Consider the following 14,471-nt stretch of genomic DNA (forward strand, 5'->3'; position numbering starts at 1 on the left):
CCATGGGCACGATGACCGCGATCGGCGCGGAGGCGGGGCTGAACGACGAGGAGAACACCCCGCCCGACGCGCAGAAGATCCTGGTGGTGGACTCGATTCGCCGCGGCGGCCGGTGGCGCTGCTTCCGTCTCCAGCAACACCTCCTACATCGAGTCCGCCTCCGGGGTGGGTGAGGGTGCCAGGACCGGCCTGGCCAGTGTGGTGACGGGCGTGCTGTTCCTGCTCGCGACCGTGCTGTCACCGCTGGTCGCGGTCATCCCCAACGAGGCCGCCACCCCCGCGCTGGTCCTGGTCGGGTTCTTGATGCTCAGCCAGGTGACGGGGATCAACTGGTCCGACCACTCGATCGCGATTCCGGCCTTCCTCACGATCGTGCTGATGCCGTTCACGTACTCGATCACCGCCGGTATCGGGGCCGGGTTCATCGCCTACGTGGTGCTCAAGTCGGTGATGGCCAAGGCATCAGAAGTGCACGCTCTGCTGTGGGTCGTGGCCGCGTTGTTCGTCGTCTACTTCGCCATCAACCCGCTCACCCGCTGGCTCACCTGACGGATACCGTGACCGCATGGAGATCTCGATCAACGGTCTGACCCCTCAGGTTCACAAGGAGGCGTGGGTCGCACCCACCGCCACCGTCGTCGGATCGGTGACGATCGAGGCAGGCGCCAGCATCTGGTACGGCACGGTGCTGCGCGCCGACAACGAGCCGATCACGATCGGCGCACGCTCGAACGTGCAGGACAACTGCTCCTTCCACGTCGACGTCGGCTATCCGGTCAGCCTCGGCGAGGGGGTCTCGATCGGTCACGGTGCCGTCGTTCACGGCGCGACGATTGGCGACCACGTGCTCGTCGGCATGGGCGCGATCGTCATGAACGGAGCGGTCCTCGGTGAGGAGTCGATGGTCGCCGCCGGTGCGCTGGTCACCGCGGGCATGGAGGTGCCGCCGCGCTCGCTCGTCGCCGGCGTGCCGGGCAAGGTGCGCCGAGAGCTCAGCGACGCCGAGATCGAGAACCTGTACAGGAACGCCCGTATCTACGAGGAGCACAGCGACCTGCATCGCGAAGGGACCCAGGTCTGATCACGTCGCGGAATAGCCATCCGGGTTCTGGCTCTGCCACCGCCAGGCGTCCGCACACATCTCGTCCAGTGAGCGCTGCACCTCCCAGCCGAGCTCGGCTCTTGCCCGGGATGGGTCGGCCCAGGCGGCGGCCACGTCTCCGGAACGGCGCTCCACGATCTCGAACGGGATTTCACGGCCGCACGCGCGCTCGAATGCATGCAGCATCTCGAACACGGATGTTCCGGCCCCTCCGCCGAGATTCCACGTACGTACGTGGGGATCGCCATCGACGATGGCCTCGAGAGCGGCGAGATGACCGGCCGCTATGTCGTCGACGTGGATGTAGTCGCGTTCTCCGGTGCCGTCTTTCGTTTCATAGTCGTCACCGAAGATCATCAGCTTGTCGCGTCGTCCGACAGCCACTTGAGCGATGAAAGGGACGAGGTTGTCGGGAGTGCCTTTCGGGTCTTCGCCGATGAGACCCGACGGGTGAGCGCCCACTGGATTGAAGTACCTGAGCACGGCGATTCGCCATGGTGGATCCGCCGCAGCTAGGTCCGAGAGCAGACGCTCGGTCATGATCTTCGTCTGGCCGTAGGGGCTGGCGGACTCCAGCGGCCGCTGATCCTCGTGAAAAGGGGGGATGACCAGATCGCCGTAGACCGTCGCGGACGAGGAGAAGACCAGGGTGTGAAGACCGTGCTCTTGCATCGCGGACAGGAGTGAGAACGTGACGCTCATGTTGTGGTCGTAGTACTCGAGAGGCTTCGCCAAGCTTTCGCCGACCGCTTTGATCGCCGCGAAATGGACGACCGCCGCATAGTCGCGGCCGGCGATGAGGTTGCTGACGGCGACACGGTCTCTGATGTCGATCTCGTACACCGCGACCTCTGCGCCGGTGATCGTCTGGATCTGCCGGACTGCCTCAGGCTTGCTGTTGGAGAAGTTGTCGACGATCTCAACATCGTGTCCGGCGCCGATGAGCTGAACCGCGGTGTGGGACCCGATGTATCCGGCCCCACCCGCGAGGAGAACACGCATGCGGCCAACCTATCCGTGGCTACACTGGGCCAGCCTTGAATCCGCTCAGGAGGTGCAGGCGTGCTGCCTCAGCGGCTCAAGATCGCCATCGTCGTGGTGCTGGCCGTGATCAACGCCGGGTTGTTGTTCCTCGTGACCCAGAAGATGGCTGAGTCCGAAGTCACGGCCGGCGAGGTCATCTCGACACCGACGACATCCACTCCCACGGTGACCGAGGAACCGGAAGTCGAGCCTGGCGGTCCGCAGGGCTTGGTGATCGCCGGTGACGGCTCGATCCTGCGGATCTTCGGCGGATCGTGCGACGGTGGGGAAGCAGGCCCCGGGATCAGCGTCTCGTCCGACACCGGCGGCAGCTTCGACGACGTGCGACTGCCCGAGGACGTTCGATCCGTCCTCTCGCTGACAGCGAGAAATGCCGACGACCTGGACGTCGTCGCGGCGAGCGACGACTGCGAACCGGTGCGATACGTCTCCACCGACGGCGGTGACTTCTGGGTGGCCGAGGAGGACGCCGACGAGTGGTTCCTGGATCCGCGGACGAAACGGGTGACCTCGCCGCGAGGCAGATTGAACCCCGGGTGCACCGACAACCTGGTGCTTTCCGCGGTCACCGACCGGGTGGCCCGCGTCTTCTGCGCTTCGGGGGTACTGCTCGGCACGAACGACACCGGACGAAACTGGGCACGGTTCGGCTTCCTCGACGACATCCGGGCGGCAGCATTCGCCCGAGAGCGAAAGGGCTATGCGCTGGCTCCGGACGGCGGATGCGCGACCGGTTCGTACTCGTCCGAGGACTCGGGGCGCACGTGGACGGCAACCGGGTGCCTCGACGCGGCGCCGGCCCGCGCCATGGCTGCTCGTGGCGATCTCGTGGCGGCCATTGCCGGCGACGACGTCTATGTCAGCGAAGACAGCGGTCGCAACTGGACCAAGGCGTCGTAGCCGCCGTCATCCGCCTCGGTTGTGAGACGTCGGCTCGTCGGGCTGCCTCGTACTGGGCCCGGCCATGGGCGGCGCCTCGGGCCGCGGCCAGGGTTCGCCGACTGCCTCCAGGATCGTCGGCTCCTTGGGCTCCTTGGTCTTGTGTTCCTTGTGCTCCTTCCTGGTCTGGGCCACCACTGATTCGGCCTTCTTCTTCAGGCGGTCCTTCGCAGGTTCCTTCTTCGAGTGGCCGGGCTCGGGTGCGTAGCCGTAGGAGTACCCGTAGCCGTAGGAGCCGCGACGAACCGGTGTCATGTTGGAAACGGTGCCGATCAGGTGCGCGCCGACCGAGTCGAGTCGGCCGACGGCCACGTTGACCTGGTCGCGGGTGGTCTTGCCGTGCCGAACGACGAGGATGGCGCCGTCGGACGCCGACGCCAGGAGTGCGGCGTCGGTGACCGGAAGCAGCGGTGGAGCGTCGATGAGGACGACGTCGAAACGCTCACGCAGGTTGTTGATGAGGACCTTCATGGCCTTTGACTGCAGGAGCTCGGCCGGGTTCGGCGGAATTGATCCCGCCGCGATGACCTGGAGTCCCCAGGTCGTCGCCTGCAACGCCTCGTCGTCGGTGACGCGGCCGGTCAGCACGGTGGTCACGCCGACCGTCCCCTCCAGGTGGAGGTACTCCGCGACCTTCGGCTGTCGGAGGTCCGCCTCGAGTATGACGACCTTCTCGCCGCCGGCCGCGAGGGTCAGCGCGAGGTTGCACACGGTGGTCGACTTGCCCTCCTCGGGAACGGAGCTCGTGACGACGTAGACCTTGCTCTCGCTGTCGACGTTCACGAATTGCAGGTTCGTTCGCAGCACTCGGAACGCCTCGACCCGGGGGTCGTGACTGTTGAGCGCACTGATCAGCGGCCGCGTGGGCGCGTCCTTGTCGAAGTTGATGGAACCGAGGAGCGGCGCGCCCTTCGTGGCCTCCTCGAGCTCGTCCGGCGTGGAGACGGAGGTGTCAAACGTTTCCCTCAGAACGGCGACGCCGATCCCCAGGAGGATGCCGAGGGCCGTAGCGAGAGCAAGGTTCCGAACCGGTCTCGGCGATACGGGCGCATCTGGTGCAGTGGCACGGTCGACGATGGACGCTTTCACCGGCGCCGTGGTCTCGCCATCGGGTGTTTCGAGCTCTTTGACGTATCGAACGAACTCCTCAGAGACGGTCTGGGTCAGCAGCTGCGCCCGCTCGGGTCCGGAGTCGGTGACCGTGATCGACAACACGACGGTTTCCGGCCTGGCTTCGGCCTTGATCTGCTTCGCGAGGTCGCGCGGAGACTCATCGAGATTCAGCCGGTCGACCACCCGCCGCGAGATCTCCTCGCCGGTCAGCAGGTCCGCATACGACGTGACCCGCCCCTGTGAGAAAAGGCCTCCGGAGTACCCCTCGTCGCTACTTGACTCCGGCGTTGAAATGAAGAGTCTCGCAGTCGATGCGTACTGCGGAGTGGCCTGGAGCGTGAACAGCGCAGTAGCGCCGACGGCCAGCAGGGTCACGATGACGATGGTCATCCATCGCCGGCGGGCGATGCGCAAGTAATCCTTCAACTCCATGTGTATCCCTCGAGTTTGGGCGATCGCCCCATCCGCACGGAGGGCTGTCGGTGATTCTTTCACGAGTCTTGGGTGAATCTCGGTCAATCGATCGAGCGCTCATCGCTTTCGGGGGAGGGCTCCCGGCCGGACGCGTCCGCGTTGCACTGGTTCATCTGGGGCATTGCGGCGCAACTCGTGTCTGTGCTGCCTTCAATTCCACGTGATGGTTGACGTTGATGTCCACATGAAGGTGTGGACATTTCGCTACATTGGACGGGCCCTGACTCTTGCCTCAGACCGACGATCCGAAGGGTCGACGAATGCGCTGGACCGTGATCCGCCTCATCCGCGCACTGCGTGTCCCGGTTCTCGTCGTCCTCGACTCTGCCGCCGGGGAAGGGGCGTCCGTTTGACTCGGATCCACCTCTCTGCGCCTGATGTCACTGAGCTCGAGGAGGAAAACGTCCTCGACGCCATCCGATCCGGCTGGGTGGCGCCGCTGGGTCCGCATGTGGATGCATTCGAGAGAGAAGTGGCAGACAGTGTTGGCGCCCGGAACGCTGTGGCACTGTCGTCAGGCACCGCTGCCCTCCATCTTGCCCTCGTGTCGTGGGGCATTGGTCCGGATGACTTCATCCCCACGTCCACGCTCACGTTCGTGGCAACGGCCAACGCGATCGCCTACACCGGCGCGACCCCGGTCTTCGTCGACTGCGATTCTGAGACTGGCAACATCGACGTTGCCCTGCTCGACCGCGCGATCACCGAGCTCAGGTCCGAGGGTAAAAGCGTGCCGGCGATCCTGCCCATCGACTTTCTGGGCAAGTGCGCCGACTACGCCGGGATCGCCGAGGTTGCGAAGCGCCACGGGGTGAAGGTGCTATCCGACGCGGCCGAGTCACTCGGCGCACACCGCGATGGCACTCAGGCAGGCGCCTTCGGTGACGCGGCGATCCTGTCGTTCAACGGCAACAAGGTCACGACGACCTCGTCGGGCGGGATGCTGCTGACGGACGACGAGGCCCTGGCCGACCACGTCCGGTTCCTGTCCACCCAGGCACGCGAGCCGGCACCTCACTACGAGCACAAGGAGGTCGGCTACAACTACCGGATGTCCAACGTGCTGGCCGCCCTCGGGCTGGCCCAGCTCTCACGCCTCGACCAGATGATCGCCCGGCGCCGCGCCCACCGGCAGTGGTACACCGAGCTCTTCTCGTCGACGCCGGGCGTCACCGTCTTTGGCCGCGATGGCGACGCCGAGGACAACTGCTGGCTGACCGCCGTTCTCGTCGACGACACGGTGACCGGCTGGGGCCCGGACGAGCTGCGCACCGCGCTCGAGGGCGCCGATATCGAGGCCCGACCGCTGTGGAAGCCGATGCATCTCCAGCCGGTGTACTCGGACCGCCCGAGCTACATCACGGGTGCGTCGGAGTCGCTGTTCGCGCAGGGACTCGCTCTGCCCAGCGGCTCGTCCCTGACCGACGACGAGGTCGACCGTGTGGCCACGGCGATCACGGCCTTCCTCGGCGTCCGGACATGACGCGACCTCGCCGATACGACGCGGTCAAGCGAACCCTCGACGTCGTCCTGGCGTCTGTGCTCCTGGCCGTGACGCTGCCGGTCCAGGCGGTCGTCGCGGCCTTGATCCGGATCCGGCTCGGTTCACCGGTCCTGTTCCGGCAGGATCGGCCCGGCCTGGACGGGAAGACGTTCACGATCACGAAGTTCCGCACGATGCTCGACCCGCGGCCGGGCGAGACGCCCGCGCCGGACGAGGACCGTGTCACCCCGCTCGGCCAGAAGCTTCGCTCCCTCAGCCTCGACGAGCTCCCGACCCTCCTCCACGTCGTGCGTGGCGACATGAGTCTCGTGGGGCCGCGCCCGCTCCTGATCGAGTACCTCGATCACTACTCCCCCCTGCAGGCGAGACGACACGAGGTGCGGCCGGGTATCACCGGGCTGGCCCAGGTGTCCGGCCGCAATGAGCTGAGCTGGGCCGAGAAGCTCGCGCTTGACGTGGATTACGTCGACCGGCGCAGTCTCTGGCTCGACCTCACCATCCTGGCGAGGACGATCGTCACCGTCCTCCGTCGGTCCGGCATCAGTCACGATGGTCATGTGACGATGACGCGATTCACGGGCACCACTGATCGATGATCGAGACTGAGTCGGGCCGCGACATCTCGACGGCTTACCTGACCCAGTGGTTTCACCCCGAACCCGTGTCGGTGCCGGTGGGCATTGCGAAGGCCCTCCGGCGACGCGGGCACGACGTCGAGGTGCTGACGGGCGCGCCGAACTACCCATCCGGCGCGGTGCTGCCCGGGTACCGGGCCCTGCAGTGGAGCCACGAGGTCCGCGACGGGATCTCGGTGCGCCGCGTGCCGCTGGTCCCCGGCCATGACTCCTCGGCGCGCAGACGCATGACGAACTACCTCAGCTGGGCCTTCTCCGCGACCGTCTTCGGCTTCAGGACCCTGCGGCGGGCGGACGTCGCACTGATCTACAGCTCTCCGGCCTCGGCGGCCCTCCCCGCGATGATCTGGAGGCGCATCGCCCGGACCCCTTACGTGCTCCTGGTGCAGGACATCTGGCCCGACTCGGTGTTCGCCACCGGCTTTCTCGCTCGCGGGGCGGCGCGGCCGATCGCGCGTTCCGGGTTGTCCTGGTTCTGTTCGTGGGCGTACCGGTCGGCGGCGCACATCGCGGTCATCTCACCGGGCGCCATCGACCTGCTGGCGTCCCGCGGCGTCTCCCGCGACAAGATCTCGCTCGTCTACAACTGGACCGACGAGCCGCAGGACGACCAGCTCGATCCCCGAGCGGCTCGCCTCGAGCTCGGACTCCCGCCCGACGCCTTCGTCATCACCTATGCCGGCAACCTCGGGCCGGCGCAGGGTCTCGACGTCGTGATCGAGGCCGCGGACGAGATCCGCGAGCTGAAGGACGTCCAGGTGCTCCTCGCCGGAGACGGGTTGGCGGCGGCGGACCTGCGCGAGCTCGTCCGGTCGCTGGGCTGCGAGAACGTCACGCTCACCGGACCACTCCCTCGCGAGAAGATGGGGCTCGTCCGGTCCGCTTCCGACGTCCAGCTGGTCTGCCTTGCCGACGACCCACTGTTCCGCGTGACCATGCCGAGCAAAGTCCAGGCGATCCTGGCATCCGGAACGGCAGCCATCGCGATAGGCGCCGGCGATGCGGCCACGGTGATCGAGGAGTCCGGCGCCGGCTGGTCCGTCCCGGCCGGTAATCGGACCGCGCTGGCGGAGGCATTCCGCATCGCGCGCCACGAGAGTCGTGATGCGTTGATCGCCCGCGGACAGGCGGGGCGCGCCTACTATCGACGCAACATGAGCGAGGCCATCGGTGGCGACCGACTGGACACGATCCTGAGGGTCGCGGCGGGTTCGCGTCGGAGCCGTGCAGGAAAGGGTGTGCAGTGAGCCGAACGACGTTGGTCACCGGCGGTACCGGATCGTTCGGCCGCACGATCGTCCGTCACCTCCTCGACGCGGGTGACGACGAGATTCGGGTGCTCAGCCGTGACGAGACCAAACAGGACGACATGCGTCGCGAGTACCGCGACCCCCGCCTCCGCTTTCTCCTCGGCGACGTCCGCGACATCGACAGCGTTCGGGAGGCCGCCACTGGCGTCCACCGGGTCTTCCATGCGGCCGCCCTCAAGCAGGTTCCCAGCTGCGAGTTCTTCCCGATCCAGGCCGTGCAGACCAACGTGATGGGCAGCAGCAATGTGATCAATGCAGCCGCCTCGGTCGGCGTCCCGTCGGTCGTGTGCCTGAGCACCGACAAGGCGGTCTACCCGATCAACGCGATGGGCACGTCGAAGGCGATGATGGAGAAGGTCGCCCAGGCGTTCGCCCGCAACAACCCCACGTCCGCCACCACCGTCAGCATCACCCGCTACGGCAACGTCATGTATTCCCGGGGCTCGGTCATTCCGTTGTTCGTCGACCAGGTGGTCAACGGCCGACCCATGACCATCACCAACCCGGAGATGACCCGGTTCCTGATGTCGCTGGATGAGTCGGTCTCCCTCGTCAACTACGCCTTCGACCACGCCGAGTCCGGCGACCTCTTCGTCCGGAAGGCGCCCGCCTGCACAGTCGAGGTGCTGGCCCGAGCCGTGGCCGCTCTGTTCGGCGACGACGATCCCGAGATCAAGCTCATCGGATCCCGCCACGGCGAGAAGCTCTACGAGTCCCTGCTCGGCCGCGAGGAGAGGGCCCGATCAGTCGACACGGGCGACTACTTCCGTGTGCCACTGGATGCTCGGTCGCTTGAGTACGAGCTGTTCTTCGACGAGGGCAGCGCCGAGCTGGCAGCGGCCGACGACTACAACTCCCACAACACCGAGCAGCTCGACATCGACCAGGTGAAAGGCCTCCTGAGCGACCTTCCCGAGATTCGCGCCCTGATCGCGGCCCGGGCGTGAAGGTCGTCGTCACCGGGGCCCATGGGTTCCTGGGATGGCATCTGCGGTGCCGGCTGAAGGCGATGTACGACCACGAAGTCGTTGCCGTCGGGCGGGGCAACGACCTGTCGGCCGCAGTGCGGGGAGCCGACGCGGTGATCCACCTGGCCGCGGTGAACCGTGGCAGCGACGACGAGCTGTCGGACGGGAACGTCGCGCTCGCCGACGCCGTGGTGAAGGCTCTTCGCGAGTCGGTGTCCGCTCCGCGGGTCGTGTTCGCCAACAGCATCCGGGCCGGCGACGGCACACCATACGGCGACGGCAATGCAGGGGCGTCGCACCTCCTGCGCGACGCCGCCAAGGCGCAGGGCTGGCCGTTCATCGACGTCGAGCTGCCCAACCTGTTCGGGGAGCACGGTCGCCCCGGCTACAACTCCTTCGTCGCCACGTTCTGCCACGAGGTCGCCGCCGGACGGGAACCGCAGGTCAGCGACAACCTGATCGAGCTCCTGCACGCCCAGGACGCGGCGCAGCTGCTGATCGACGGCCTCGAGGGAGGGCCCCGCATCGACCGTCCCCGTGGAGAGCCTCACGGTGTCGTCGAGGTGCTCGACCTGATCCGTGCCTTCGATGCCACGTATCGAAGCGGGGCGTTCCCCTCGCTCGAGTCGGCGTTCGAGGCCGACCTCTTCAACACGTATCGATCAGCCGCCGTCGAGAGCCACCCGACCATCCGACTGGAACGTCGAACCGACCCGCGAGGAGCTCTGGTCGAGGCCGTCAAGGCACACGGCGGGGGTGGCCAGACGTTCTTCTCCACGACACTGCCGGGCGCAACTCGCGGCGACCATTTCCATCTCAGGAAGGTCGAGCGGTTCGTCGTCATCGGCGGACAGGCGCGCATTCGTCTGCGCAGGTTGTTCACCGACGACGTCAGGACCCTCGACGTCTCCGGGGACGTACCGGTCGCCGTGGACATGCCGACCATGTGGGCCCACGACATCACCAACACCGGTGACTCGGAGCTTTTGACCCTGTTCTGGACCGATTCGGTCTTCGATCCAGACCATCCCGACACCTATCCTGAACCTGTTGCGATCGACGGGACCGAGGTGGCCACATGAAGGTCATGACCATCGTCGGCACCCGCCCGGAGATCATCCGGCTCTCGCGCACGATCACGCGACTCGACGAGACCGTTGACCACGTGCTCGTGCACACCGGGCAGAACTACGACCACTCGCTCAACCAGGTCTTCTTCGACGACCTCGACCTGCGCAAGCCAGACCATGCTCTCGACGTCGACACCTCGTCGCTCGGCCGCATACTCGGGGAGACGCTCATCAAGTCCGAAGCAGTGCTCCAGGACGAACAGCCCGACGCGGTGCTCGTGCTCGGCGACACGAACAGCTGCATCGCGGCGGTCATGGCCAAGCGCATGCGCATCCCCGTGTACCACATGGAAGCCGGCAACCGGTGCTTCGACGAGAACGTCCCCGAGGAGACCAACCGGCGCCTCGTCGACCACGTCGCCGACTTCAACCTCGTCTACACCGAGCACGCGCGTCGCAACCTGCTGGCCGAAGGGATTCACCCTCGACGCATCATGCTGACCGGGTCGCCCATGCGCGAGGTCATCACCCATTACCGCGACCAGATCGACGCTTCTACGGCCCTGGAAACCCTTTCGCTGGACGAGGGCGGCTACTTCGTCGTCAGCGCCCACCGCGAGGAGAACGTGGACTCGCCGGAGCGCCTCGAACAGCTTCTTGCCTGTCTCGACGCCGTTCATGCCAAGTGGCAGATCCCTGTGATCGTCTCAACGCATCCGCGCACTCGGAAGCGACTCGAAGAACTGGGATCGGAGGTGTCCGGCGACATCCGTTGGCTGGATCCGTTCGGATTCCACGACTACAACAACCTGCAGATGCACGCGGCATGTGTCTTGTCGGACTCGGGGACGATCTCGGAGGAGTCATCCATCCTTGCGTTCCCCGCCGTGACACTCCGAGACTCGATCGAGCGGCCGGAAGCGTTGGACGCCGGTGCCATCATCATGACTGGATTGAACGCAGAGGACGCGGCGACTGCGGTCGCCGTAGCCATGGCGGAAGAAGCGGTGCCGACGCCTGCCGGCTACGAGATCGAGGACACGTCTCGCCGCGTAGCGAAGTTCATCCTGTCCACTGCGCATCGCCACAAGGATTGGGCAGGAATTCGTCCGTGAAGACGCGCGTTCTCGTCGACGCGTCAAACCTGCGAATCGGCGGCGGCATCCAGGTTGCGGCATCCTTCATCGACGAGATCCATCGCATGCTGCGCGATGGGTCGAGTCCAGAGTGGCTCGATGCAACGATTCTCTGGCCTTCGTCGGAGGTGATGGCGAACCTGGTGGAGCCGGTCAGTCTGCCGACGATCGAAAGGTTCCCATCGGCGGTCTTCGACGTGGCCTTCTCGATATTCGGGCCGCGCTACCGTCCACCTCGTGCGGTGCGGACGGTCATGGGGTTCGCCGACGGCACGCTCGTCTACGCGCGTCCAGGAAGCCTGCCACAGCAATCGATGAAGCGCCGCGCCCGAAAACTGGTGCGAAACGTGTTGGCCCGGCGGTCATTTCGGGCCGCCGACCTCCTCGTCACCGAGACCGAGGCCGTGAAGTCGCGGGTGGTGGGAGCACTGGGCGTCGATCCTGCGGGCATCGCCGTGGTTCCGAACAGCGTGAGTCGAGCAATCCTCGACGGCCCCATGTCTCGGCGTGATCGGCTCACCCTGCCAGGTGTGGACATGACCTTCTGCTACGTCACGCGGGCCTACCCACACAAGAACCTGGGGTTCCTCGGCTTGCTGGGCGAGCGACTGAGCGAAGCCCACGGAATCGAGGTCCGCACGATCACGACACTGCGAGACGACGAGTGGAACGGTCTCGACGAGCGGACTCGCCGCTACTGCCACAACATCGGGCCCGTGGACATCGGCGCTGTACGCTCCGTGTACGGCATGGCCGATGCGGCGATATTCCCCAGTCTTCTGGAGAGTTTCTCCGCGACGCCGCTTGAAGCGATGGCCGCCGGCATACCGTTGTTTGCCAGCGACCGCGACTTCGTTCGAACTCTGTGCGCCGACATCCCCTTCTACTTCGATCCCGAAGACGCCGATTCTGCGGCATCGGTGGTCGCTCATGCATTTCGGCAGGGCCCGCCCTCCTGGTTGCCTCGGGTTGAAGGAGGTACCCGACGGGTGGCGTCGATGCCGTCGGCCGAGGAACGCGCACGTGCCTACCTGGATCTCATCGAAGGTCAGCTCAAGATGGTTGGCCATGAGTGACACTGGAGTTCACCCGCAATGACAAGGTCTGGTGACTCCTTGAGGCTCGCATACGTGATCACGTTTGATCCTTCGCGGGGGAGCGGCCTGTGGGATCGCCTGATGGAGAGGCTGCACCTCTGGGCCGAGCTGGGCGTTCGCGCCGACGTGGCGGTCTGCGCGACTCCACACACCGGCTTGACGGGGTTGCGGCCGCCAAGGCCGCATCAGTTGCACCTTCTGACAGCACGGACCAGTTCCCTTGCCACCCGTCACGTACCTCGATGGGTCGATGACGTTGCACCGGACGTGGTCTATGCGCGGCTCAGCCTTCCTTGGCCGGCATTGGCGCTCGCTGCAAAGCGTGCTCCGCTGGTTCTGGAAGTCCATGCTGATCCGATCGTGGAGTCGAAGTACCGGCCGGTTTCGTATCGTGCGGTGAGCCGCATCTTCACCAGGGCGGTCCTGGCGCGTGCGTCCGGCTTCGTCTTCGTTGATCCGGAATTGGCCAGCAGTCGCACCTTTGCTCGTCTTGGTCGGCCGTCAGTGTGCATCCCGAACGGAATCGATCTGCCGGACGGGCCCTCGCCCGAGCCGCTCAAGCATGGCCAACGGCCCCGCGTGGTTCTGGTCGCAGGCGCTGACGAACCCTGGCAAGGGATTCCGAAGCTCGCAGAGCTTGCCCGCGCCATCCCAGAGTTCGAGTTCCATGTCATTGGTTCGCAGGCAGGTTTCTCCCATCTGACCGTTCATCCCCAGTCGAGTGGCACCGACTACACCGACCTCTTGAGTTCGATGCACGTTGGCGTCGGCAATCTCGCACTCGAGCAGATCGGGCGCAGGGAGCCCTCGCCGCTCAAGGTTCGGGAATACCTCAGGCACAGGCTTCCGGTGGCGATCGCCCATGACGACCCTGACTTGAATGACAGTGATCCGAGCCTCCACAACTTCGGATACGGCTTCACCGTGACACCAGAGGTCGTCGACCGGTTTCGCGAGTTCGTCGTGCGCGTCGCGGGTACGTCGTGCACGGACGCGCTTCGAGATTCGGTGGGGCTGCTCCCGAAGGAGCGGGCGCGGGTCGAGTTCCTTCATCAGTTCTCTGAAAGCGTGGGCGCACGATGACCGTCGTCCTGGTCTTCATCTTCGCGTGCGCGGTTGCGCTCCTGGGTTTTGCGAGCAAGCTGGCGCGGGCAGGGCGACTGTCCCCACCGTCGACATTCGCAGGGATCCTCGTCGGGCTTGCCATCTCGTTCATCGGGTTACGCCCGTGGATCACACAGTTCGGTGCGCCTTTGTCGATCGAACCATTCATCGTTCTCATTGCCGCCGCCGCGAGCTGGGCGGTCATCCGCAACCAAGTGCGGATCACCCGGCACCACGTCTGGTGGCTGCTCCTGTTGGCTATTGTCTTCTGGCTCTCGTTCAGAGCGGCGGTTGAGATCCCGCAGGGTGCCATCGTCACGGCAGTGGCGGTGCTGGTGACGGCCTGCCTGCGTGTCTCGGCCATGGGGGTCATGGTCGGCCTTCTGCTCGCTGGGTACTCGCTGCTCGCAGCAAGCATCTGGTTCTCCACGCTCGATCTTGGCCTGCGCCTGTCCGTCCTCGGCGAAAATCCCATCTGGATTGCCCGAGTCGGAGTGCTCGGGGCGATTGCCTGCCTCTTCCTGTTCGCGACGTGGCGAGGTCGCGTGCTTGCCGCGCTTCCTCTGGTGGCGGTCGTCATCTACACCGGATCGCGTGGTCCGGCGCTCTCGCTCCTCGCCGGCGGTCTGGTATTCATCGTCCTCAACTCTCGACGACCAGCGCTGCCCCTGACCGGAATCGCGGTCTTGGCTGTCGCGACCCCTCTCCTGGCACCTATCTCGGTGGCGAATCCCGTTTTCGGAGGCCCGGAACGGCTGGGTTCCATCTCGGTGCGTCTTGACACCTGGAGAATCGCCGCTGATGTCTGGCTGGCCAACCCGTTCATCGGGACTGGTGAGCCGGTCGATCCACGCCTGCTCGCGGGTCTCGTCTACCCGCACAACTCGCTCGTGGAGCTACTGGCCCAGTCGGGACTCATCGGCCTCGCACTCGTTCTCGTGGCGGCGGTGAGTGCGGTTCGCCGACCAGCGGCCC

Annotated in this window: 13 protein-coding genes and 1 pseudogene; 12 read left to right on the forward strand and 2 right to left on the reverse strand. The window is 65.8% G+C overall.

The annotated features are described in order from the left end of the window. Both ACRDPN_RS05780 and ACRDPN_RS05785 read left to right on the forward strand, forming a co-directional pair. Positions 1-549 (forward strand): annotated as a pseudogene (locus ACRDPN_RS05780) (NCS2 family permease); the annotation flags it as partial. A gap of 16 nt (positions 550-565) precedes the next feature. After that, the gene (locus ACRDPN_RS05785; RefSeq protein ID WP_431446420.1) at positions 566-1,081 is read left to right on the forward strand and encodes a gamma carbonic anhydrase family protein; all 516 of its coding nucleotides are present in this window, start codon (positions 566-568) and stop codon (positions 1,079-1,081) included. Here the strand turns inward: ACRDPN_RS05785 and galE are convergent, their stop codons facing one another. After that, positions 1,082-2,104 (reverse strand): UDP-glucose 4-epimerase GalE, encoded by a 1,023-nt coding sequence (gene galE / locus ACRDPN_RS05790; protein WP_431446421.1) that lies wholly within the window; start codon positions 2,102-2,104, stop codon positions 1,082-1,084. 60 nt (positions 2,105-2,164) lie between these two features. Between galE and ACRDPN_RS05795 the strand changes: the two genes are divergently transcribed. Further along, positions 2,165-3,046, forward strand: a complete 882-nt coding sequence (locus ACRDPN_RS05795) for a hypothetical protein (RefSeq protein WP_431446422.1) — start codon at positions 2,165-2,167, stop codon at positions 3,044-3,046. Between the two features lie 6 nt (positions 3,047-3,052). Here the strand turns inward: ACRDPN_RS05795 and ACRDPN_RS05800 are convergent, their stop codons facing one another. Then, positions 3,053-4,630 carry a polysaccharide biosynthesis tyrosine autokinase gene (locus ACRDPN_RS05800; protein ID WP_431446423.1) on the reverse strand — a complete coding sequence of 526 codons (1,578 nt, stop codon included), beginning with the start codon at positions 4,628-4,630 and terminating at the stop codon, positions 3,053-3,055. Positions 4,631-5,021: 391 nt separating this feature from the next. Between ACRDPN_RS05800 and ACRDPN_RS05805 the strand changes: the two genes are divergently transcribed. The 9 genes from ACRDPN_RS05805 to ACRDPN_RS05845 form a co-directional block, all read left to right on the forward strand. Next, positions 5,022-6,155 (forward strand): DegT/DnrJ/EryC1/StrS family aminotransferase, encoded by a 1,134-nt coding sequence (locus tag ACRDPN_RS05805; RefSeq protein WP_431446424.1) that lies wholly within the window; start codon positions 5,022-5,024, stop codon positions 6,153-6,155. Continuing rightward, positions 6,152-6,772 carry a sugar transferase gene (locus tag ACRDPN_RS05810; protein WP_431446425.1) on the forward strand — a complete coding sequence of 207 codons (621 nt, stop codon included), beginning with the start codon at positions 6,152-6,154 and terminating at the stop codon, positions 6,770-6,772. Before ACRDPN_RS05805 ends, ACRDPN_RS05810 begins: the two co-directional genes overlap by 4 nt. Next, positions 6,769-8,058: a glycosyltransferase family 4 protein gene (locus ACRDPN_RS05815; RefSeq protein WP_431446426.1), complete on the forward strand. Its 1,290-nt coding sequence runs from the start codon at positions 6,769-6,771 to the stop codon at positions 8,056-8,058. The genes ACRDPN_RS05810 and ACRDPN_RS05815 overlap by 4 nt, the downstream gene beginning before the upstream one ends. After that, positions 8,055-9,068 carry a polysaccharide biosynthesis protein gene (locus ACRDPN_RS05820; RefSeq protein WP_431446427.1) on the forward strand — a complete coding sequence of 338 codons (1,014 nt, stop codon included), beginning with the start codon at positions 8,055-8,057 and terminating at the stop codon, positions 9,066-9,068. The genes ACRDPN_RS05815 and ACRDPN_RS05820 overlap by 4 nt, the downstream gene beginning before the upstream one ends. Then, on the forward strand, positions 9,065-10,171 hold the full coding sequence (locus tag ACRDPN_RS05825; protein WP_431446428.1) for an NAD-dependent epimerase/dehydratase family protein: 1,107 nt from the start codon (positions 9,065-9,067) through the stop codon (positions 10,169-10,171). Before ACRDPN_RS05820 ends, ACRDPN_RS05825 begins: the two co-directional genes overlap by 4 nt. Next, positions 10,168-11,274: a non-hydrolyzing UDP-N-acetylglucosamine 2-epimerase gene (gene wecB / locus ACRDPN_RS05830; protein WP_431446429.1), complete on the forward strand. Its 1,107-nt coding sequence runs from the start codon at positions 10,168-10,170 to the stop codon at positions 11,272-11,274. The genes ACRDPN_RS05825 and wecB overlap by 4 nt, the downstream gene beginning before the upstream one ends. Then, a complete protein-coding gene (locus ACRDPN_RS05835) occupies positions 11,271-12,371 on the forward strand; it encodes a glycosyltransferase (RefSeq protein ID WP_431446430.1) in 1,101 nt (366 codons plus the stop codon). The genes wecB and ACRDPN_RS05835 overlap by 4 nt, the downstream gene beginning before the upstream one ends. Positions 12,372-12,425: 54 nt before the next feature. Next, on the forward strand, positions 12,426-13,475 hold the full coding sequence (locus ACRDPN_RS05840) for a glycosyltransferase (RefSeq protein WP_431446431.1): 1,050 nt from the start codon (positions 12,426-12,428) through the stop codon (positions 13,473-13,475). Next, a partial coding sequence (locus ACRDPN_RS05845) for an O-antigen ligase family protein (RefSeq protein ID WP_431446432.1) occupies positions 13,472-14,471 on the forward strand: 1,000 nt, incomplete at its 3' end. The genes ACRDPN_RS05840 and ACRDPN_RS05845, both read left to right, overlap by 4 nt.

The sequence above is a fragment of the Aeromicrobium sp. genome, from assembly GCF_050700635.1.
GTDB lineage: Bacteria > Actinomycetota > Actinomycetes > Propionibacteriales > Nocardioidaceae > Aeromicrobium.

Bases quoted from the DNA above. Each gene is read 5' to 3' on its own strand.
- ACRDPN_RS05785 (WP_431446420.1), top strand. From the start codon at position 566: ATGGAGATCTCGATCAACGGTCTGACCCCTCAGGTTCACAAGGAGGCG.
- galE (WP_431446421.1), bottom strand. From the start codon at position 2,104: ATGCGTGTTCTCCTCGCGGGTGGGGCCGGATACATCGGGTCCCACACC.
- ACRDPN_RS05810 (WP_431446425.1), top strand. From the start codon at position 6,152: ATGACGCGACCTCGCCGATACGACGCGGTCAAGCGAACCCTCGACGTC.
- wecB (WP_431446429.1), top strand. From the start codon at position 10,168: ATGAAGGTCATGACCATCGTCGGCACCCGCCCGGAGATCATCCGGCTC.
- ACRDPN_RS05815 (WP_431446426.1), top strand. From the start codon at position 6,769: ATGATCGAGACTGAGTCGGGCCGCGACATCTCGACGGCTTACCTGACC.
- ACRDPN_RS05800 (WP_431446423.1), bottom strand. From the start codon at position 4,630: ATGGAGTTGAAGGATTACTTGCGCATCGCCCGCCGGCGATGGATGACC.